The 20,292-nt window shown below is 61.7% G+C and carries 17 protein-coding genes; 5 read left to right on the top strand and 12 right to left on the bottom strand.

Features of this window, described 5'->3' with window-relative positions:
• The first annotated feature begins 15 nt into the window (after nt 1-15).
• The gene (locus KDB76_RS01865; RefSeq protein ID WP_158491224.1) at nt 16-546 is read left to right on the top strand and encodes a hypothetical protein; all 531 of its coding nucleotides are present in this window, start codon (nt 16-18) and stop codon (nt 544-546) included.
• A 122-nt stretch (nt 547-668) separates the two neighbouring features.
• On the opposite strand, the gene fdhA is transcribed toward KDB76_RS01865, so the two are convergent.
• Nucleotides 669-1,868, bottom strand: a complete 1,200-nt coding sequence (fdhA, locus tag KDB76_RS01860) for a formaldehyde dehydrogenase, glutathione-independent (RefSeq protein WP_023660606.1) — start codon at nt 1,866-1,868, stop codon at nt 669-671.
• A 271-nt stretch (nt 1,869-2,139) separates the two neighbouring features.
• On the opposite strand from fdhA, the gene KDB76_RS01855 reads away from it, so the two are divergent.
• Nucleotides 2,140-2,472, top strand: a complete 333-nt coding sequence (locus tag KDB76_RS01855; protein ID WP_023660605.1) for a hypothetical protein — start codon at nt 2,140-2,142, stop codon at nt 2,470-2,472.
• A gap of 6 nt (nt 2,473-2,478) precedes the next feature.
• Here the strand turns inward: KDB76_RS01855 and purU are convergent, their stop codons facing one another.
• From purU to KDB76_RS01825, 6 genes are all read right to left on the bottom strand, one after another.
• Entirely contained in the window at nt 2,479-3,336 is an 858-nt protein-coding gene (gene purU / locus KDB76_RS01850) for a formyltetrahydrofolate deformylase (RefSeq protein WP_013970522.1), read from the bottom strand.
• Nucleotides 3,337-3,348: 12 nt separating this feature from the next.
• Nucleotides 3,349-3,981 carry a sarcosine oxidase subunit gamma family protein gene (gene soxG / locus KDB76_RS01845; protein WP_038408556.1) on the bottom strand — a complete coding sequence of 211 codons (633 nt, stop codon included), beginning with the start codon at nt 3,979-3,981 and terminating at the stop codon, nt 3,349-3,351.
• A 182-nt stretch (nt 3,982-4,163) separates the two neighbouring features.
• Nucleotides 4,164-7,181 carry a sarcosine oxidase subunit alpha gene (locus KDB76_RS01840; RefSeq protein WP_013970520.1) on the bottom strand — a complete coding sequence of 1,006 codons (3,018 nt, stop codon included), beginning with the start codon at nt 7,179-7,181 and terminating at the stop codon, nt 4,164-4,166.
• On the bottom strand, nt 7,178-7,513 hold the full coding sequence (locus KDB76_RS01835; RefSeq protein WP_013970519.1) for a sarcosine oxidase subunit delta: 336 nt from the start codon (nt 7,511-7,513) through the stop codon (nt 7,178-7,180). Before KDB76_RS01835 ends, KDB76_RS01840 begins: the two co-directional genes overlap by 4 nt.
• Before the next feature lie 14 nt (nt 7,514-7,527).
• Nucleotides 7,528-8,778, bottom strand: coding sequence for a sarcosine oxidase subunit beta family protein (locus tag KDB76_RS01830; protein ID WP_003255680.1), 1,251 nt, complete (start codon nt 8,776-8,778; stop codon nt 7,528-7,530).
• A 15-nt stretch (nt 8,779-8,793) separates the two neighbouring features.
• Entirely contained in the window at nt 8,794-10,047 is a 1,254-nt protein-coding gene (locus KDB76_RS01825; RefSeq protein WP_013970518.1) for a serine hydroxymethyltransferase, read from the bottom strand.
• A gap of 338 nt (nt 10,048-10,385) precedes the next feature.
• On the opposite strand from KDB76_RS01825, the gene KDB76_RS01820 reads away from it, so the two are divergent.
• Nucleotides 10,386-11,426, top strand: coding sequence for a low specificity L-threonine aldolase (locus KDB76_RS01820; protein ID WP_013970517.1), 1,041 nt, complete (start codon nt 10,386-10,388; stop codon nt 11,424-11,426).
• Between the two features lie 153 nt (nt 11,427-11,579).
• On the opposite strand, the gene mcpH is transcribed toward KDB76_RS01820, so the two are convergent.
• From mcpH to KDB76_RS01805, 3 genes are all read right to left on the bottom strand, one after another.
• Nucleotides 11,580-13,517 (bottom strand): methyl-accepting chemotaxis protein McpH, encoded by a 1,938-nt coding sequence (gene mcpH / locus KDB76_RS01815; RefSeq protein ID WP_013970516.1) that lies wholly within the window; start codon nt 13,515-13,517, stop codon nt 11,580-11,582.
• A 178-nt stretch (nt 13,518-13,695) separates the two neighbouring features.
• The gene (locus KDB76_RS01810; protein WP_013970515.1) at nt 13,696-13,998 is read right to left on the bottom strand and encodes a cell division protein ZapA; all 303 of its coding nucleotides are present in this window, start codon (nt 13,996-13,998) and stop codon (nt 13,696-13,698) included.
• On the bottom strand, nt 13,995-14,225 hold the full coding sequence (locus KDB76_RS01805; protein ID WP_003257514.1) for a hypothetical protein: 231 nt from the start codon (nt 14,223-14,225) through the stop codon (nt 13,995-13,997). The genes KDB76_RS01810 and KDB76_RS01805 overlap by 4 nt, the downstream gene beginning before the upstream one ends.
• Before the next feature lie 274 nt (nt 14,226-14,499).
• On the opposite strand from KDB76_RS01805, the gene KDB76_RS01800 reads away from it, so the two are divergent.
• On the top strand, nt 14,500-16,125 hold the full coding sequence (locus tag KDB76_RS01800; RefSeq protein WP_013970514.1) for a methyl-accepting chemotaxis protein: 1,626 nt from the start codon (nt 14,500-14,502) through the stop codon (nt 16,123-16,125).
• Nucleotides 16,126-16,260: 135 nt separating this feature from the next.
• On the opposite strand, the gene gbcB is transcribed toward KDB76_RS01800, so the two are convergent.
• Nucleotides 16,261-17,361: a glycine-betaine demethylase subunit GbcB gene (gbcB, locus tag KDB76_RS01795; protein ID WP_015268654.1), complete on the bottom strand. Its 1,101-nt coding sequence runs from the start codon at nt 17,359-17,361 to the stop codon at nt 16,261-16,263.
• Between the two features lie 294 nt (nt 17,362-17,655).
• On the opposite strand from gbcB, the gene gbcA reads away from it, so the two are divergent.
• Nucleotides 17,656-18,948: a glycine-betaine demethylase subunit GbcA gene (gene gbcA / locus KDB76_RS01790; protein WP_013970512.1), complete on the top strand. Its 1,293-nt coding sequence runs from the start codon at nt 17,656-17,658 to the stop codon at nt 18,946-18,948.
• 73 nt (nt 18,949-19,021) lie between these two features.
• Here the strand turns inward: gbcA and KDB76_RS01785 are convergent, their stop codons facing one another.
• Nucleotides 19,022-19,909, bottom strand: a complete 888-nt coding sequence (locus KDB76_RS01785; protein ID WP_080676080.1) for an RHS repeat-associated core domain-containing protein — start codon at nt 19,907-19,909, stop codon at nt 19,022-19,024.
• Nucleotides 19,910-20,292 lie beyond the last annotated feature (383 nt).

Below are 20,292 nucleotides of genomic sequence, written 5' to 3'. Positions count from 1 at the left end.
GTTGGTGAGGGGAAGGTGCCCCATCAACCATTAAATCCGCATACCCTGAATTCATATGCCTACTGCGTGGGAGACCCTATCAATCGGGATGACCCAACGGGTGAATCTTCCCGGTTGCTGCTTTTCCGCGCTTTCAACTCGTTCAAGAAAGCATCGGTCAATTTTGCTATTAATGGGGGTCACGGATTCGTAGGAAAAGGCGCCAGCAGAAAAAAAGCAGGCTTTAATAACATTGCAAATAACGCCACCACGATAACTGCAAATCCCTCCACATTAGCAGGTACTGCTCCAGCATCTACATCGACTGGCTCCAAAGCTTTGACAATCGCCCCAGAAAAACCCGTTGAACCCGTTTTTTCGAATATTGATAAGATCCACACCCCTGCGGTCAGAAAACCGACTCAACCTAGCGAAGTCAGAGTTAACCGTATCATTGGAGACAGACGCAGCTCCAATATGCTTGGAGGGATATTCGGGGTTCTTTTTGGCGGGATAATTGTCGGGCTGGCTGTTTGGGCAATAATGAGCAATGCTCGAAGAAATTAAGTATTGCATCACGTCTCGCCACCACCAAATCACCAGCACGGCCGCTACAGACAAGCTTAATGCGCTGGCGCGCCCATGCAAAAAGCCCCTCAGTATGAGGGGCTTCTCGTTACATCATGGCATCACGCCGCACCCCACATCTTGTGCGGGTCGATCACGAACTTCTTCGGTACACCTGCATCGAACTCGCCATAACCTTCCGGCGCCTGATCCAGGTTGATCACCTGCACACCAACCACTTCAGCGATGTTGATTCGATCCCACATGATTGCCTGCATCAGCTGGCGGTTGTACTTCATGGTCGGGGTCTGGCCGGTGTGGAAGCTGTGCGACTTGGCCCAGCCCAGGCCAAAGCGAATGCTCAGCGCGCCGATCTTGGCGGCAGCATCCACCGCACCCGGGTCTTCGGTCACGTACAGGCCCGGGATACCGATGTTGCCGGCAACGCGGGTAACCTGCATCAGCGAGTTCAGCACGGTGGCCGGGGCTTCATGCTTGGCACCTTCATGGCCATGGCCGCGGGCTTCGAAGCCGACGGCGTCGACGGCGCAGTCCACTTCCGGCTCACCGAGGATATCGACGATCTGCTCGTGCAGCGGGGTATCCTTGGACAGGTCGACCACTTCGAAGCCCTGGGACTTGGCGTGAGCCAGACGGGCCTGGTTGAGGTCGCCGACGATGACGCAAGCAGCACCCAGCAGGCGCGCCGAGGCAGCGGCAGCCAGACCGACCGGGCCGGCGCCAGCAACGTAGACGGTGCTGCCTGGGCCTACACCGGCAGTCACGGCACCGTGGTAACCAGTAGGCAGGATGTCAGATAGGCAGGTCAGGTCACGGATCTTCTCCATGGCCTTGTCGCGCTCGGGCAGTTTCAGCAGGTTGAAGTCAGCGTACGGCACCAGCACGTACTCGGCCTGGCCGCCGGTCCAGTCGCCCATGTCGACGTAACCATAGGCACCGCCAGCGCGGGCAGGGTTGACAGTGAGGCAGACACCGGTATGCATTTCCTTGCAGGAGCGGCAGCGGCCACAGGCGACGTTGAATGGCACCGAGACCAGGTCGCCAATCTGCATGCGCTCGACGTCACGGCCCTTCTCGACGATCTCACCGGTGATTTCGTGGCCCAGGACCAGGCCGACCTGGGCAGTGGTGCGGCCGCGGACCATGTGCTGGTCGGAGCCGCAGATGTTGGTGGAGACCACCTTCAGGATCACGCCGTGCTCGATCTTCTTGCCGCGTGGGTCCTGCATTTTCGGGTAGTCGATCTTCTGCACCTCGACCTTGCCGGCGCCGAGATATACCACTCCACGATTGCCAGACATGCTCTTACCTCGCTTGATTTATATTTATGCAGCGGTGGTTGAACGCGCCGCCATCCGTGGGCGGCATGTGTTACTGGAATGCAGGGAATTGTGGGCCTGATGGGGACGGATGCGCTGACTGGAAACGACAGGCAAATGCCTCTGAACGGCAATCGGCCAGGTGGTGGTCGCGCGCATGCCCGGGACGATGAATATCTACCGCAATACGTCGGCGACCGAGTGTTTCGATAGGGATGCAGTAACCCATCGTCTATCAAACTGGAGAACCACCATGACGGATACTGAGCGCCCCGAGGACGCCTTCTGGCCCTACTGGGTCGAGGCTGCCAGGCAGCAGGGCTTCGACCCAGACATCGAAGCAGCATTGTTCGGCAAACAGCGGTACTTTCTGGACGCCGATAAGATCTTCTATTACGCGGCTTATGGTCCCGGCTACGACTTCGACGAAGAAGCCGAAGACATGGATCTTCACGAGTTCAAAGCAGGCTGGGTGGACCGCGACGGCGATCCAATCCCAGGCAACAAACTGGGTGCGGACATGCGCCAGAGGTTCGTTACAGCCATCCGCGAAACCCTGAAAGCCCATGCCCGCGATAAAAGCTAGACGCGGTCAGAGCACCACAGTCCTGTTCGCATTGAGGAACACTCGTCGCTCGATGTGATACCCCACCGCTCGCGCCAGGGTCAGGCACTCGATGTCGCGCCCTTTGGCAATCAGGTCTTCGGGGTAATGGCTGTGGTCGACCACCTCCACGCCCTGGGCGATGATCGGGCCTTCGTCCAGGTCGTTGTTGATGTAGTGTGCCGTAGCGCCAACCATCTTCACGCCCTTGTTGTACGCCTGGTGATAAGGCTTGGCACCCTTGAACCCTGGCAGCAACGAGTGGTGAATATTGATCGCCCAGCCATCCAGACGCCGGCACAGCTCCGGTGACAGCACCTGCATGTAGCGCGCAAGAATCACCAGTTCGGCGCCGGTTTCCTCGATCACCTGAAGTACCTTGCGCTCTTGCCCGGGCTTGTCCTTGGGGTCGAGGGCAAAGTGGTAGTAAGGAATCTTGTGCCAGTGTGCCAGTGGTTCGAGATCAGGGTGGTTGGATACCACCGCGACCACGTCCATGGCCAGCTGACCGATACGCTGGCGATACAGCAGGTCGTTAAGGCAGTGGTCGGCCTTGGACACCATGATCACCACCTTGGGGCGATGGTTAGGTGCGGTCAGCTCGAAGGTCATGCCGAACGCCTCGCTGCGCTCGGCAAGGCCGGCCCGGAAGCCGGCTTCATCGAAATCATCCGGCTGGCGGAACTCCACGCGAATGAAGAAACGCCCCGACAGCCGGTCATCGAAGGAGTGGTGCTCCGTCACGTAGCAGCGCTGCTCGAAGAGGTAACGCGTCACCACGTCGACGGTGCCGAGCATGCTCGGGCAGTCGGCGGTGAGAATCCAGGTATCCGGTGCCCGACTCATGTTCTGTTCTCCTTAAGCCTCGATGCTCAGGCCGTACTCGGCCGAAGCGTCCTGCAGCCACAGCCACCAGTAGTCGGCGAAGCTGCGGCGAATCACCAGCTCCCAGGTATCTTCGGCGGTGCGGCGGATCACCAGTTGCGACTTGGCGAACACGGTGCCGACTGCCTTGCCCACCGAGAAGTTGTTCGGGTGAACATCATAGCTGGTGGATTTCATCAGCACTTCGCGCACGTTCGGGCCGCGCAGTTCCAGCAGGCTCTGCCCGCCGCTGACATTGACCACCTGGATGTGCTGGCCTTCGAGGGCTGCGCGCAGCTTTTGCTCAACGGCAAACTCCTGGCCACCCGGGACGATCAGCAACCACTCGTCGGGGCCCATCCATTGCAGCGACATTTCGTTGTTGGCGACCACGGTCAGTGCCACTGGCAGCTCCAGGCCCAGGGCCTTGTGCACGCCGGCAGCGAACTCCGGGTCGTGGCCATCGCCACGAATGGTCAGGTGGCCGAGGAACTTGCGTTCACGCAGGGTTACGCCTGCGTTCTTGCGGCCTTTGCCAACCAGGCTGGCCAGGTCGGCGTGGTGCAGTGGCGACTGGGCCTTGGCCTCGGCACCGGGGTTTTGCTGGAAGACGTTGATAGCGCTCATTTCTTACCTGCCTTGAATTCTGTTGATCGCGAAGACCTGAGGTAGAACCTGTAGTCACAGACTGAGGAGACCCATTGTGGGAGCGGGTTTACCCGCGAAGAGGGCGGTGAATCCACCATCGCATTCGCGGGTGAACCCGCTCCCACAGAGGCCGCATTCCAATCAGAGCTACCGGTGAAGCCTCAAACGTTCTGCCGCTCACCCTTCGGATCGAAGAACACCGAAGACACGATCTCCGCCTCGATCACGCTGCCATCCGCCTGCGGCGAGTAGACGCGCTCGCCCATGCGCTTGAGGCCGCCTTTGACCACACCCATGGCGAACGAGTAGCCCAGGGAGTTGGACGCATAGCTGGAGGTGACGTGGCCAACCATATCCATCGGGATCGGCTGTTTCGGGTCGAATACCAGCTGGGCGCCTTCCGGCAGCCACTGGTTCGGGTCGACCGGCTTCAGGCCTACCAGTTGCTTGCGGTTCTCGCGCACGCAGTCTTCGCGGTTCATGCCACGCAGGCCGATCCACGAGTACGGCTTGTTGCGGCCTACGCACCAGCTCATGTTCAGGTCGTCCGGGGTCATCGAGCCGTCGGTATCCTGGCCAACAATGATGAAGCCCTTCTCGGCACGCAGTACGTGCATGGTCTCGGTACCGTACGGGGTCAGGTTGTACTTCTTGCCTGCCTCGATGATCTGTTCCAGCACGCCCATGGCGTAGTTGGCCTGCACGTTGACTTCGTACGACAGCTCGCCGGTGAACGAGATACGGAACACCCGGGCCGGTACGCCGCCGACGTTGCCTTCCTTCCAGGTCATGAACGGGAAGGCTTCCTTGTCCATGTCGATGTCGGTCAGCTCGCTCAGCAGCTTGCGGCTGTTGGGGCCGGACAGGGTCATGGTGGCCCAGTGGTCGGTGACCGAGGTGAAGTACACCTTCAGTTCCGGCCATTCGGTCTGGTGGTACAGCTCCATCCACTGCAGCACGCGGGCGGCGCCGCCAGTGGTGGTGGTCATGATGAAGTGGTTGTCGCCGACGCAGGCGGTTACGCCGTCGTCGAAGACCATGCCGTCTTCCTTGCACATCAGGCCATAGCGGGCCTTGCCCACGTCGAGCTTGGTCCAGGCGTTGGTGTAGATGCGGTTGAGGAACTCACGCGCATCCGGGCCCTGAATGTCGATCTTGCCCAGGGTCGAGGCGTCCAGCAGGCCCACGCTGTCGCGCACGGCCTTGCATTCACGGGTCACGGCGGCGTGGATGTCTTCACCGGCTTTCGGGAAGTACCACGGGCGTTTCCACTGGCCGACGTCTTCGAACTCGGCGCCGTTCTTCACGTGCCAGGCATGCAGGGCGGTGAAGCGTACGGGCTCGAACAGGTGACCACAGTGACGGCCCGCTACTGCACCGAAGGTAACCGGCGTGTAGTTGGGGCGGAACATGGTGGTGCCCATTTCAGGGATGGTAATGCCGATCGAACGGGCGGCGATGGCTAGGCCGTTGATGTTGCCCAGTTTGCCCTGGTCGGTACCAAAGCCCAGCGCGGTGTAGCGTTTTACGTGCTCGACCGACTCGAAGCCTTCGCGGGTGGCCAGTTCGATTGCGGCCGCGGTGACGTCGTTCTGCTGGTCGACGAACTGCTTGGGTGCGCGGGCAGTGCCCTTGTCGTGCGGCACCTGGAACAGTGCCACGGTGGCCTCTTCCTTGCGCGCAACGGTTTTCGGCAGGCTGCCGACGGTGGCCTTGAAGCCCGCTTCGGTGGCTGCGCGAACGCCGCCTTCGAAGCCATCGGCGATCACGTCGCCCAGGGCGTAGACGCCGTTGATGCCACCCACGCATTCGCGTTTCTGCGGAGCATCGCCCGGCACGAAGCCGAGGATATCTTCACGCCATACCGGGCGACCGCCCAGGTGCGAAGCCAGGTGCACGATCGGGCTGTAGCCGCCGGAGGTGGCGATCAGGTCGCACTCGAGAGTTTCGCCAGGGCTGGTGACCTTGTGTGCCTGCACATCGATGGCGGCCACACGGGCGCCGCTGACGTGCTTGCTGCCCTTCGCCTCGATCACGGCGCTGGAGGTAAGGATGCGGATGCCTTTGGCACGTGCTTCTTCAACCAGCGAGCCACGTGGGTTGTGGCGGGCGTCGGCAATGGCGACCACTTGCAGGCCGGCGTCGTGCCAGTCCAGCGCGGCGCGGTAGGCGTGGTCGTTGTTGGTCGACAGCACCAGCTTGCGGCCCGGGGCCACGCCGTAGCGGCGTACGTAGGTGGACACGGCACCGGCCAGCATGTTGCCCGGCAGGTCGTTGTTGCCGTACACCAGCGGGCGCTCGTGGGCGCCGGCAGCCAGCACCACGCGCTTGGCGCGGACGCGGTGCACGCGGTGGCGTACCTGGCCGATAGGGGCGCGATCGCCGAGGTGGTCGGTGAGGCGCTCGTGGATGGTCAGGAAGTTATGGTCGTGGTAGCCGTTGACCGTGGCACGTGGCAGCAGGGTCACTTCCGGCAGGCTTTCCAGCTCTTTGACCACAGCGCTGACCCAATCGGCAGCAGGCTTGCCGTCGAGGGTTTCGCGGGTGTCGAGCAGGCTGCCGCCGAACTCTTCCTGCTCGTCAGCCAGGATCACGCGGGCACCGCTGCGGCCAGCGGCCAGGGCAGCGGCCAGGCCGGCAGGGCCGGCGCCGACGATCAGCACGTCGCAGTGCTGGTTCATGTAGTCGTAGCTGTCCGGGTCGTTCTGCAGCGGCGCGCGGCCAAGGCCTGCGGCTTTGCGGATGTACTTCTCGTAAGTCATCCAGAACGATTTCGGGTACATGAAGGTTTTGTAGTAGAAGCCCGGCGGCATCATGCTGCCGCCAACCTTGCCCAGGATGCCCATGACGTCGTTGTTGACGTTCGGCCAGCCGTTGGTGCTGGTAGCTACAAGACCTGCGTACAGCGCCTGCTGGGTGGCACGCACGTTGGGGATCTGGGTGGCTTCGCTGGAGCCGATCTGCAGGATGGCGTTCGGCTCTTCGGTACCGGCGGCGATGATGCCGCGTGGACGCGAATACTTGAAGCTGCGGCCGACGATGTCGACGCCGTTGGCCAGCAACGCGGCGGCCAGGCTGTCACCGGCATAACCCTGGTAGGTCTTGCCGTTGAAGCTGAAGTTAAGGACCTTGCTGCGGTCGATACGGCCGCCGCTGGCGAGGCGATAGGTCTGGCTCATACTTTTTCCCCTTGGCCTTTGACGGTCGACGCGGCGCTGTTCTGCTTGCCGCTGGCGGTCACTTGCGGCTTCTCGCCAATCTTGTAGGTTTCCAGAATCTCGTAGGTCACGGTGTCACGGGTGACGTTGAAATACTGGCGGCAGCCGGCAACGTGGTCCCACAGTTCGTGGTGAATACCGCGTGGGTTGTCACGGTAGAACATGTAGGTACCCCACTCCTCGTCGGAGCAGGCGTTAGGGTCCAGCGGGCGGGCGATGTGCGCCTGGCCAGAGGCGTGGAACTCTTCTTCGGAGCGCAGCTCGCCGCAGTGGGGACAGAAAATATGCAACATGACGGTGTCTCCGGTTAGTGGGCGACGGCGGCGGCGCCGTGTTCGTCGATCAGTGCGCCGTTGTAGAAACGGTCCATGGAGAACGGCGCGGCCAGTGGGTGCATTTCGCCCTTGGCCAGGCTCGCGGCGAAGACGTTGCCCGAACCCGGGGTCGCCTTGAAGCCGCCAGTACCCCAACCGCAGTTGAAGAACATGTTCTTGACCGGGGTCTTGGTGATGATCGGGCAAGCGTCCGGCGAGGTATCGACGATGCCGCCCCACTGGCGATTCATGCGCACGCGCGAGAGGTTGGGGAACATCTCGACGATGGCCTGCAGGGTGTGCTCGATCACCGGGTACGAACCGCGCTGGCCGTAGCCGACCCAGCCGTCGATACCGGCACCGATCACCAGGTCACCCTTGTCGGACTGGCTGATGTAGCCGTGCACGGCGTTGGACATGATCACGCTGTCGATGATCGGCTTGATCGGCTCGGATACCAGTGCTTGCAGCGGGTGAGATTCCAGCGGCAGGCGGAAGCCGGCCAGCTTGGCCATGTGCCCGGAGTTACCGGCGGTGACCACGCCGACGCGCTTGGCGCCGATGAAGCCTTTGTTGGTTTCCACACCGATGACCGCGCCGTTTTCCTTGCGGAAGCCGATCACTTCGGTCTGCTGGATCAGGTCCACGCCCAGGGCGTCGGCGGCACGGGCAAAGCCCCAGGCCACGGCGTCGTGACGCGCCACGCCGCCACGGCGCTGCACGGTGGCACCGAGGATCGGGTAGCGGGTGTTCTTCGAGCAGTCCAGGTACGGGATCTCGGCCGCGACCTGGGCGGTGTTGAGCAACTCGCCGTCCACGCCGTTCAGGCGGTTGGCGCTGACCCGGCGCTCGGAGTCGCGCATGTCCTGCAGGGTGTGGCACAGGTTGTACACGCCGCGCTGGGAGAACATCACGTTGTAGTTGAGGTCCTGGGACAGGCCCTCCCACAGTTTCATGGCGTGCTCGTACAGGTGCGCCGACTCGTCCCACAGGTAGTTGGAACGCACGATGGTGGTGTTACGGGCGGTGTTGCCGCCGCCCAGGTAGCCCTTCTCGATCACGGCAACGTTGGTAATGCCGTGTTCCTTGGCCAGGTAGTAGGCCGTGGCAAGGCCATGGCCGCCACCGCCGACGATAACCACGTCGTAGACCTTTTTAGGGGTTGGCGTGCGCCACATGCGCTGCCAGTTCTCGTGGTGGCTGAGGGAGTGCTTGAAAAGGCCGAAGCCCGAGTAACGTTGCATGGTGTGTGACTCCACTCAGCGGTAAACAGGGAAATCTGCGCACAGGGCCGCGACGTTCTTCGCCACATCGGCTTCGACGTCTGCGTCACCGAGGTTGTCGAGGATGTCGCAGATCCAGCCGGCCAGGGCCACGCACTGAGCGACCTTGAAGCCGCGGGTGGTAACGGCCGGGGTACCGATGCGCAGGCCCGAGGTGACGAATGGCGACTGCGGGTCATTCGGCACGGCGTTCTTGTTGACGGTGATGTGCGCGCGGCCCAGGGCGGCGTCGGCATCTTTGCCGGTGAGGCCCTGGCGGATCAGGCTGACCAGGAACAGGTGGTTGTCGGTGCCGCCGGAAACCACGTCGTAGCCGCGGTCGATGAACACCTGGGCCATGGCCTGGGCGTTTTCGATCACTTGTTGCTGGTAGGCCTTGAATTCAGGCTCCAGCGCTTCCTTGAAGCAAACGGCCTTGGCGGCGATCACGTGCATCAGCGGGCCGCCCTGGGCGCCTGGGAACACCGCGGCGTTCAGCTTCTTCTCGATCTCTTCGTTCGACTTGGCAAGGATCAGGCCGCCACGTGGGCCGCGCAGGGTCTTGTGAGTGGTGGTGGTAACCACATCGGCGAACGGGATCGGGTTCGGGTACAGGCCAGCGGCAACCAGGCCGGCTACGTGGGCCATGTCGACGAACAGCAGCGCACCGACCTTGTCGGCGATGGCGCGGAAGCGTGGGAAGTCGAGGGTCTTGGAGTAGGCCGAGAAGCCGGCAACGATCATTTTTGGCTTGTGCTCGACAGCCAGGCGCTCGACTTCGTCGTAGTCGATCAGGCCGGTGTTAGTGTCGATGCCGTATTGCACAGCGTTGTACAGCTTGCCCGAGGACGACACCTTGGCGCCGTGGGTCAGGTGGCCGCCGTGGGCCAGGCTCATGCCGAGGATGGTGTCACCAGCCTGCAGCAGGGCCAGGTAAACCGCAGCGTTGGCCGAGGAGCCGGAGTGCGGCTGGACGTTGGCGTAGTCGGCACCGAACAGCTGCTTGGCGCGCTCGATGGCCAGGGCCTCGACCTTGTCCACGTGCTCGCAGCCACCGTAGTAGCGCTTGCCCGGGTAGCCTTCGGCGTACTTGTTGGTCAGGCCGCTGCCTTGGGCCTGCATCACGCGCTTGGAGGTGTAGTTTTCCGAGGCGATCAGCTCGATGTGGTCTTCCTGGCGCTGCTCTTCGGCATTCATCGCCGCCAGCAGTGCATCGTCGTAACCCTGAATCTGGTCTTGCTTGCTGAACATCGTGTATCTCCCGGCAGCGATCGTTTTTTGTCGTGGGGCACTGTGGCCCTTTGTGGCGATGTTATGACTGGCCGGGGCGGGTCAGATGCCTGCGCACGCCTTGCAATGGCGCGTTTACGACATTCGCTTTTGTGTTGACCGTGCCGGCCCTTTCGCGGGTGAACCCGCTCCCACAGGTACGGCGCTGCCTCAATGCTTGCAATCTCCCAGTGGGAGCGGCTTTAGCCGCGAATAGGCCAGTACAGGCAATGCCGAAATCAAACGCTGCACCGCTTGTATAGGCAACTGCTGAATCGATGGTTTAGAGTGCTGTTCTGCGTCGTTCACAGGACAGTGTCATGACAGATAAGAGCCAACAATTCGCCAGCGACAACTATTCCGGCATCTGCCCCGAAGCCTGGGCAGCGATGGAAAAGGCCAACCATGGCCACGACCGCGCCTACGGCGACGACCAGTGGACCGAACGCGCCGCGGAATACTTCCGCAAGCTGTTCGAAACCGACTGCGAGGTGTTCTTCGCCTTCAACGGCACCGCCGCCAACTCCCTGGCGCTGGCCTCGCTGTGCCAGAGCTACCACAGCGTGATCTGCTCCGAGACCGCCCACGTCGAAACCGACGAGTGCGGTGCGCCGGAGTTCTTCTCCAACGGCTCCAAGCTGCTGACCGCGCCCAGCGTCAACGGCAAGCTGACACCACAGTCGATCCGCGAAGTGGCGCTGAAGCGTCAGGACATCCACTACCCCAAGCCACGGGTGGTGACCATTACCCAGGCCACCGAGGTGGGCACCGTCTATCGCCCCGACGAGCTGAAGGCGATCAGCGCCACCTGCAAAGAGCTGGGGCTGAACCTGCACATGGACGGCGCACGCTTCAGCAATGCCTGCTCGTTCCTGGGCTGCAGCCCGGCAGAGCTGACCTGGAAGGCCGGTGTCGATGTACTGTGCTTTGGCGGCACCAAGAACGGCATGGCGGTGGGCGAGGCGATCCTGTTCTTCAACCGCCAACTGGCCGAGGACTTCGACTACCGCTGCAAGCAGGCCGGGCAACTGGCATCGAAGATGCGCTTCCTGTCGGCGCCTTGGGTGGGCCTGCTGGAAGATGGCGCCTGGTTGCGCCATGGCGCGCATGCCAACCATTGCGCGCAGTTGCTCGCCTCGCTGGTGAGTGATTTGCCGGGAGTGGATCTGATGTTCCCGGTTGAGGCCAACGGGGTGTTCCTGCAGATGCCGGAGCATGCGATCGAGGCACTGCGCAGCAGGGGATGGCGGTTCTATACCTTCATTGGTAGCGGCGGGGCGCGGTTCATGTGCTCGTGGGATACCGAGGAAGAGCGGGTGCGCGAGCTGGCGGCGGATATCCGCGCCATCATCGGCGCCTGACAGGCCGCATTCGCGGGTAAACCCGCTCCTACAGGGATCGCGCAGGTTTCAAGGCCTGAGGTGAGCCTGTGGGAGCTACAGGTACAGCTCTGCCCTCAAGAGCAATGATGAACCTGTGGGAGCGGGTTTACCCGCGAAGAAGCCAACACTGATCTAAAGCCTGAACCCACCCATCTGCCGCGCCAGGTCATCCGCCAAGCCACGCAGCGCCTGGCACTCTTCACGACAGCCCTGCACCTCCGCCGCGGTCTCCCGCGCCAGGTCGGAAATCCCCTGCACCGTACGATTGATCTCCTCGGTCACCGCCGACTGCTCTTCGGTCGCAGTAGCTACCTGATGGTTCATGTCGCTGATGTGCTCGACCTGGTCAGTGATCGCCCCCAATGACGCTCCGGTGCGCTGGCTCGACTCCACCCCGCTACCCGTCGCCTGCTGCCCAGCCTGCATCGAACTCACAGCCGAACCCGCGCCCTGCTTCAAGCGCTGGATCATCTGCTGCACTTCGTCGGTGGACAGCTGCGTGCGCCGGGCCAAGGTACGCACCTCATCGGCCACCACGGCAAACCCACGGCCCATCTCCCCTGCCCTGGCCGCCTCGATGGCGGCATTCAGCGCCAGCAGGTTGGTTTGCTCGGAAATACTACGGATCACCGCCAGAACTTCGTCGATCGAAGCTACTTCCTCGGCCAGCTGGCTGACTGCATCGGCAGCCTTGCCGATATCACCCGACATCCCTTCGATACCACGGATCGAGCGTTGCACCACTTCACGCGCCTGCAAGGCTTCGTCCCTCGCCGACTGCGAGGCCTGGGCCGCATCACCGGCATTGCGGGCAATGTCCTGCACGGTCAAACCCATTTCGTGCACGGCGGTAGCGACCATTTCGGTCATTTCCTGCTGGCGCCCGGAACGCTCGGCGGTGTTGTCCACCACCTGTGTCACCTGCTCGACCGCCAGGTGCAGCCGCTCGGAAGTGTGCAATATCTCGCCGATCAACCGGCGCTGGCTGTCGAGGAAGCGGTTGAAGCCACGCGCCAGGTCGCCCAGTTCGTCCTGGCGTGAATCGTCCAGCCGGTGGCTGAGGTCGCCCGCGCCACTGCCAATCTGCACCAGCGCCGCTGTCACGCGGCGGATCGGCCGCACCAGGCCACGCGCCAGCAGCACCACCAGCAGCAGCGATACCAGGGCCACGGCACCACCGATCAGGCTGGTCAGCCATACCGCCTGGTGCATTGGCGCGTAGATTTCCTCCTCCGGCACCTCGGCCACCAGGGTCCAGTTGAGGTCGCGCAAGGGCAGGCCGAGCGCCAGGTAGCTTTCGCCGTCACGGCTGAAGCGGCTGCTGCGCAGGCCCTCGTCGCCGGTCATCAGCGCCTTGGCGGCATCCGCGCCGAGCTGTTCGGTGAGCTGGCGTTTGCCGCTGAAGGCAGCGTCCGGATGAACCTGGATCAGGCCATCGTTACGCACCAGGAACACCCTGCCGTGCTCGCCAAATTTGAAGTCATGAATCAGCTTCGACAGTTCGGTCATGCGCAGGCCCATGCCAGCCACACCGACCAGTTGGCCATTCTTTTCCACGCGATAGTCGATGAACAGCGCGAGCTCGCCGGTGGCACCGTCGATGTCGATGTTGATCAGGCGTTCGGCACCGCTGTCGATGTAGCCGTAGAACCATTTGTCCTTGGGGTTGCTGCGGCTGAGAGTACGGTCCAGGCCATTCTCGTTGTAGTAGTGGCCGGTTTCGGTCGAAACGAACAAAGTGGTGAAGGCCTGGTTGCGCTGCTTGGCGGCGGTCAGGTATTCGATGAATGGAGCGGCATGGGCGGGGTCTTCACCGGCGGCAAGCCAGTCGCGCAGCAGGGTGTTGCCGGCAATATCCGCCGCCGCCACCAGCGGCTGGCCGAGCATGCGCTCGATGTCGTTGCGGATGGCCTCGATGCTGGCGGGCAGCGCGGTATCGACCAGGTAGCGTTCGGTGAGGCGGTTTAGCGCCACCGTGAAAATGATGACCACCACCAGGATGCTCGCCAGCAGGGCGGCGCCCATGCTGGTGATCAACTGCCACTGGATGCTTTTACGCCAGATACGCATGCCCTACTCCCCGCATAATTATTGTTTTGCGGAAAGTGTATACACTTGCGTATGCAGTTAATCCAGTGACCTGAAGCAATCAGATACCCTGTGGGAGCGGGTTTACCCGCGAATGCGATGCTGAATGCACTGACGCATTCGCGGGTGAATCCGCTCCCACAGAGGTCGATGCAAGGCCTTATTGTTCGGCTATGGTCCGCACGATGGCGTCCACCGTGGCATCGATCTGCGCCTGGGTACGCTCCAGCGTCTTGCGGTGCTCATCCTGCAGCTCGATCTGCCGCGAACACAGGTTCAGCGCGGCCAGCACCAGCAACTTGTCGCCGATCAGGGTCGGGTACTGACGCTTGGTCTGGGCCAGGGCGGTGTTGAGCATCTGCACCGCCTGGGCCAGGGTCGCTTCCTGGCCTGCAGGCGCCTTGATCGAATAGTCGTTGCCGAGGATCGACACGACATTGATCGGCTGCGCTCGCAGTGTCATGCGCCTACGACGCCGGCGTTGGCGCGCTCGAGCAGGGCCTGCAGGCGTGCGGCGGTGCTGCCGTTCTTCTCTTCCTGCTCCATCAGCGACAGCTGCAGGGTTTCGTTCTCTTCCTTGGCCTGGGCCAGTTCCTGACCGAGGGCGGCGTTCTGCTCGGTGAGTTGAGCGTTCTTCTGCATCAGGTCGCTGACCAGTTGCTCGATTTGATTCAGGGAAGCTTCCAGCATGGGTCTATCTCAGGTTGTTGCGAGGGGCGCACACGATAAAGAAAAGTGCGGCCCATCGCCATTAAATATCGGATTCACAAAGTGTCTAACCCGCAGATTGACAGGGTAACCGGCCCCTTGTTCCGACCTGGGTCAACCGCCGGTCAGGAACAACCGGGCCAACTCGGAGTTTTGCCAGGCGCGCACTCAAGGCTGACGGGTCACGACCGATACTCAGAGAGACACATTCTGTCGCACTGGAAGCGTCTCCTTCACTTGCCTGGATCTGCCCACCATGTCATTACGCAACATCAATATTGCCCCACGCGCATTGCTGGGCTTTGCGCTCATCGGCCTGCTGATGCTCGGCCTCGGTATCTTCTCTCTGATGCAGATGGGCAACATCCGCCAGGCCGGCCTGGTCATCGAGCAAATCAGCGTCCCCGCCATCAAGACACTGGATGAGATCAGCGCGCTGAACCTGCGCCTGCGCAGCCTCTCCTACCGCCTGCTGGTGAACCGCGACCCGCAAAACCAGCAGGAAATCCTCAACCTGATGGACCAGCGCAACCAGCAGATCGACCGCGCGCGAGAGGCCTACGTGCCGCTGATCACTGCCGCCGACGAACAGGCTGCGTACGACCAGTATGTTCAGTTGCTCAACCAGTATCGCCAGCTGGAGGCGCAAATGCGCAGCCTCAACCAGGCCGGCCGCCTCGACGAGCTGAGAGATGTTCTCAACCGTGACTTGCAGGCCAACTCCGAGCAGATCAACAAGATCATGGAGACCCTGGTGGGCATCAATACCGAGCAGACCCGTGACACCAACGCGAAAGCCGCCAGCCAGTATGACGCGGCCTTCTCTCTGGTGATCGGCCTGCTGGTCGCCGCCACCGTGCTGACTTTTGTCTGTGCCCTGCTGTTGACCCGCAGCATCGTCAAGCCGATCGACGAGGCGCTTAGATGTGCCGAACAGATTGCCGACGGCGACCTGACCCATGTCATCCATGCCGAGGGTACCGACGAAGCTGCCCGCCTGCTGCGCGCCATGGCCCGCATGCAAGACAAACTGCGCGACACCTTGCAGCTGATCGCCGGGTCGGCGACACAGCTGGCCTCGGCTGCCGAAGAGCTGAACGCCGTCACTGACGAAAGCGCCCGCGGCCTGCAGCAGCAGAACAACGAAATCGAACAGGCCGCCACGGCGGTGACCGAGATGACCAGCGCCGTCGAAGAAGTAGCGCGCAATGCAGTCAGCACCTCGGAAGCCTCCAGCGAAGCCAGCCGTTCGGCGGGCGACGGCCGCGACCTGGTCATGGAAACCGTGGGTGCCATCGAGCGCATGAGTGGCGATGTGCAGGCCACCGCCAAACTGGTCACCCACCTGGCCGAACAGTCGCGCGATATCGGCAAGGTGCTGGACGTGATCCGTGGCCTGGCCGACCAGACCAACCTGCTGGCGCTGAACGCCGCGATCGAGGCGGCACGTGCCGGTGAGGCGGGCCGGGGCTTTGCCGTGGTGGCTGATGAGGTGCGAGCGCTGGCTCATCGTACCCAGCAGTCGACCAGTGAGATCGAGCGGATGATCGGCAGTATTCAGGGCGGTACGGAAGAAGCGGTGGAATCGATGCGCACCAGCACCGAGCGTGCCGAATCCACCCTGAACATTGCTCGTGGCGCAGGCATGGCGCTGGACACCATTGCCGGGGCAGTGGCGCAGATCAACGAGCGTAACCTGGTAATTGCCAGCGCGGCGGAAGAGCAGGCGCAGGTCGCGCGGGAAGTGGACCGCAACCTGGTGAACATCAATGACCTGTCGGTGCAGAGTGCTACCGGGGCGCATCAGACCAGTGCGGCGAGTGCGGAGTTGTCGCGGTTGGCCGTGGATCTGAATGGCTTGGTGGCGCGGTTCCGTACCTGACTTTAAAAAGCCGGGGCCGCTTTGCGGCCCTTTCGCGACACAAGGCCGCTCCCACATTGGCCGATGTAACCGGAGCCTTTGTGGGAGCGGCCTTGTGTCGCGATGGGCTGCAAGGCAGCCCCCTGCATTCCCGGATCAGTAATCGATCCGCACATCCCCTTTCGGCACGCTGCAGCACGACAGAATGTAGCCCTCGGCTTCGTCCTCTTCAGTAATGCCGCCGTTGTGTTCCATCTCCACTTCGCCGCCCAGCTTGAGCACCTTGCAGGTGCCGCAAATGCCCATACCGCAGGCTTTCGGGATCATCAGGCCAACCTTGGCCGCCGCCGCGTGCACGGTCTCGCCCGGGGCGATGCGGATGCTCTTCTCGCTACCGATGAACTCCACCAGGTTGAGGTCGGCCGCATCCAGTTCCGGCGCGTCGGCAGCCTGCTCGGCATGCTCCACCGCATCGGCCTTGGCCTCAGGCGGCGTCGCACCGAACGATTCCTCGTGATAGTTCTTCATGTCGAAGCCGACCGCTTCGAGCATGCGCTTGACCGCAGTCATGTATGGCGTCGGGCCGCAGCAGAACACCACACGGTCCATGTAGTCCGGCGCGATCAGCTCCATCAGGCGCTGGTTGAGGTAACCGCGATAACCCGCCCACGGCTCACCCAGGCCATGCTTTTCACAAATGATGTGCAAGCTGAAATTGGGGATGCGCGAGGCCATCTGCTCCAGTTCACGATGGTAGATGATGTCCTTCGGCGAACGGGCGCTGTGCACGAACACCATGTCGACATTGCCGTTGGTGTCGTAGAACCAGCGCGCCATCGACATGACCGGGGTGATCCCGACACCGCCCGAGAGGTACAGCACCTTCTGCGCCGGGAAATCGATGGCGTTGAACAGCCCCACCGGGCCGTGCACCGGCAGCTCGGCGCCTTCGTGCATGGTGTCGTGGAGGAAGTTGGACACCAGGCCGCCCGGTACACGCTTGACGGTGATCGAGAAGCTGTAGGGCACCGACGGTGAACTGGAGATGGTGTAGGAACGCATCACCGGCTTGCCTTCGATCTCCAGCTCCAGGGTGACGAACTGCCCCGGCTTGAAGAAGAACATGATCGGTTGATCGGCCATGAAGCAGAAGGTGCGCACGTCCCAGGTCTCCTGGATGACCTTGACGCAGCGCACGATGTGGCGGCCGTTGGCCCAGGTCTGGGTAGTGACCGGATTGAGGAAGGTATCGGACATGTTCATCTCCAGCAGCCGACTATTGGCCGTTTTATGGCTTGGATAATGCGCAAGCTGAAGACGACGTACATTCCTGCCAGCGACATCGGCGTGCTTATCGCGACCAGCCCCGCACTGCAAGGGCTGGCGCGTCGTAATTCAAATCGGCCATGTCGCCCATGGATACGGTTCATGACGCCTTCGGACGCACACTCCACGGCAAAACAACTAGCTGTTTCTGATGAGCAGCCTTGCGGCACCACAACAACGATTAGCCACCTTTTGCCGGCCGCACACGGCCCCGAGGAATACACGATGGACGTCACCGCAACCCTGAGCCTGGGCGATCCACTGGAACCTGCACGCAAGGCCACCGCCGAGATGCTGCAGACCCGCGAGCGCACCTACTCGCTGCCCCAGCCTTTCTACACCGACGAGCGTCTGTTCCAGATCGACATGCAGGAGATCTTCCACAAGGAGTGGCTGATCGCCGGCATGACCTGCGAGATCCCGGCCAAGGGCAACTACATCACCCTGCAGATCGGCAAGAACCCGATCATCGTGGTGCGTGGCGCCGAAGGTAAGGTGCACGCCTTCCACAACGTCTGCCGCCACCGCGGTTCGCGCCTGTGCGTCAGCGACAAGGGCAAGGTGGCCAAGCTGGTCTGCCCGTACCACCAGTGGACCTACGAGCTGGACGGCCGCCTGCTGTTCGCCGGTACCGAAATGGGTGCCGACTTCGACATGAACCAGTATGGCCTGAAGCCTGTGAACGTGAAGGTCGCCGGCGGCTACATCTTCATCAGCCTGGCGGAAAACCCGCCTGCCATCGACGAGTTCCTGGCCACCCTGGACCACTACATGGAACCGTACGACATGGAAAACACCAAGGTGGCGGTACAGACCACCTTGATGGAAAAGGCCAACTGGAAGCTGGTGCTGGAAAACAACCGCGAGTGCTACCACTGCAACGGTTCGCACCCGGAGCTGCTGCAAACCCTGCTGGAATGGGACGACACCAACGACCCGCGCGCCAGCCAGGAATTCAAGGACCACGTGGCTGCCTCCGCCGCCGCCTGGGAAGCCGAGAAGATCCCGTACCTGCACAAAAGCCATGGCCTGCGTAACCGTATCGTGCGCATGCCGCTGCTCAAGGGCACCGTGTCGATGACCATGGACGGCAAACAGGCCTGCCAGAAGCTGATGGGTCGTATCCAGAACCCGGACTTGGGCTCGATGCGCATCCTGCACCTGCCGCACTCCTGGAACCACTGCATGGGCGACCACATGATCGTGTTCACCGTGTGGCCGATCAGCGCCCAGGAAACCATGGTCACCACCAAGTGGCTGGTGCACAAGGATGCCGTGGAGGGTGTGGACTACAACCCCGAGAACATGCGCAAGGTGTGGGACGCCACCAACGACCAGGACCGTCGCCTGGCCGAGGAAAACCAGCGTGGTATCAACTCCACCGCTTACCAGCCTGGGCCATACTCGAAAACCTACGAGTTTGGCGTGGTCAACTTCATTGACTGGTACAGCCAGCGCTTGCTGAACAACCTGGGGGCGGAGCCGGCGGCGTATCTGAAGGAAGTTCAGGCACAGTAAACGATGATGCCGTGCCTCGTCCGGTATGACGAGGCACGACACACCTGCGTTTCAGTAAGGGGCGCTAATAGCATCAACTCCCTCTAACGACAAGGACAGCTCTCAGAACTTCTCCTCCATCATCGCTATGTACCTTGGCCATCACCCTCCCCGGCACACGGTAGGCCCCGGCTATTCCGCTACCGAGCGCTTCCGCTGCCCATTGCCCCGCCTGCAAACTCCCCCTCCTGACGAAAGGTGGGAGCAAGACTTGCCCTATGGCCTCGGCCACCACGCTCCACCGGTTGATGCCATGTTGATCTGCGAGTTGCGTCCATGTTTGATACACCGAATAGCCGTTTAAATTGGTGCCTATGGCAACGCCAGAACTTCCCCCAGCTCCGGTCCAGACAAGCTGACTGACCAGTGGATCTGCCGGCGACACAGGTGCATTGAGGATATTTCGGGCGAGATTGGCACCAGCCCCCATAGGGATAGAGGAATAAAACTGGAGCGAGTCTGCAAGCTCTGCGCGCACAAGTTCCTGGTCGGGTAACTCCCCGTTCATCCTCTGAATCCGCTGTCTAACCACAGCAAGCGACCTGCGGTTAACCGCGCCGAGTCCTGTTGAAACACTAGAGGCGGCCTGAGCCAGTGGAGGTATCCACTGCCAAACGCGGCCCGTTGAATCGTGCCTGTTAATCGGGTCCCCCTCACAATAGGCGTATCCATTGATTCCGCCCTTGGAGAATGGGCTAAGCGAATCCGGCGTGATGAACCGCATCAGGCCCGGGCTGTAGGAGCGATGGCCACTGCCCAACAGATAATTATGCGTCAACGGATCTTGGTATTGGCCACAAAAAGCCAGCCCTGAACCCAGGGAACCGCTAAGGAAGCCATAGGGTGAGTAAGCGCGCGGACCCAAGGAAAGCGCGCCCAGTACAGAGTGCTGCCGATCGATATTCAACAGGGATGTCGCCATGGTTGACTCACACTGATCGCATGTGGACAGGGTAACGACGGACGCCAGGTTTGCGTACTGGCAAAAATATCAGACAAACCCCTGATCATTGTTTGATCAAACCGGCCAGGATGGCGTGGATATTGGGCTACAGCGGACTTCTTACACCTTGTCCACAGAAACACCAACAGAGTTTGTGAGCAACTGATGCAGTTTGTGCAATCGGATTGTGGATAAGCCACTCACGACCATGATTATCAAGGATCGAGCAGGATTATGGCGAGATTGATCACTTTCTGAACAAACCTGTCAAAGCCTTTAACTATGTGGCTTACAGGTGCTACCGAACAGATTATCCACAGACCGGCTAACAGTGATTGTGGACAAAATCCGGAGGGTACTGC

Origin of the sequence: Pseudomonas sp. JS425 (genome assembly GCF_018223845.1) — a bacterium.
In the GTDB taxonomy this organism is placed as follows: domain Bacteria; phylum Pseudomonadota; class Gammaproteobacteria; order Pseudomonadales; family Pseudomonadaceae; genus Aquipseudomonas; species Aquipseudomonas asiatica.
The sequence above is the reverse complement of the archived record's forward strand: the minus strand, read 5'-3'. Positions and strand labels throughout refer to the sequence as shown.

Coding starts and splice junctions, on each gene's coding strand:
- fdhA (WP_023660606.1), bottom strand. CDS start 1,868: ATGTCTGGCAATCGTGGAGTGGTATATCTCGGCGCCGGCAAGGTCGAG.
- KDB76_RS01855 (WP_023660605.1), top strand. CDS start 2,140: ATGACGGATACTGAGCGCCCCGAGGACGCCTTCTGGCCCTACTGGGTC.
- purU (WP_013970522.1), bottom strand. CDS start 3,336: ATGAGTCGGGCACCGGATACCTGGATTCTCACCGCCGACTGCCCGAGC.
- soxG (WP_038408556.1), bottom strand. CDS start 3,981: ATGAGCGCTATCAACGTCTTCCAGCAAAACCCCGGTGCCGAGGCCAAG.
- KDB76_RS01840 (WP_013970520.1), bottom strand. CDS start 7,181: ATGAGCCAGACCTATCGCCTCGCCAGCGGCGGCCGTATCGACCGCAGC.
- KDB76_RS01835 (WP_013970519.1), bottom strand. CDS start 7,513: ATGTTGCATATTTTCTGTCCCCACTGCGGCGAGCTGCGCTCCGAAGAA.
- KDB76_RS01830 (WP_003255680.1), bottom strand. CDS start 8,778: ATGCAACGTTACTCGGGCTTCGGCCTTTTCAAGCACTCCCTCAGCCAC.
- KDB76_RS01825 (WP_013970518.1), bottom strand. CDS start 10,047: ATGTTCAGCAAGCAAGACCAGATTCAGGGTTACGACGATGCACTGCTG.
- KDB76_RS01820 (WP_013970517.1), top strand. CDS start 10,386: ATGACAGATAAGAGCCAACAATTCGCCAGCGACAACTATTCCGGCATC.
- mcpH (WP_013970516.1), bottom strand. CDS start 13,517: ATGCGTATCTGGCGTAAAAGCATCCAGTGGCAGTTGATCACCAGCATG.
- KDB76_RS01810 (WP_013970515.1), bottom strand. CDS start 13,998: ATGACACTGCGAGCGCAGCCGATCAATGTCGTGTCGATCCTCGGCAAC.
- KDB76_RS01805 (WP_003257514.1), bottom strand. CDS start 14,225: ATGCTGGAAGCTTCCCTGAATCAAATCGAGCAACTGGTCAGCGACCTG.
- KDB76_RS01800 (WP_013970514.1), top strand. CDS start 14,500: ATGTCATTACGCAACATCAATATTGCCCCACGCGCATTGCTGGGCTTT.
- gbcB (WP_015268654.1), bottom strand. CDS start 17,361: ATGTCCGATACCTTCCTCAATCCGGTCACTACCCAGACCTGGGCCAAC.
- gbcA (WP_013970512.1), top strand. CDS start 17,656: ATGGACGTCACCGCAACCCTGAGCCTGGGCGATCCACTGGAACCTGCA.
- KDB76_RS01785 (WP_080676080.1), bottom strand. CDS start 19,909: ATGGCGACATCCCTGTTGAATATCGATCGGCAGCACTCTGTACTGGGC.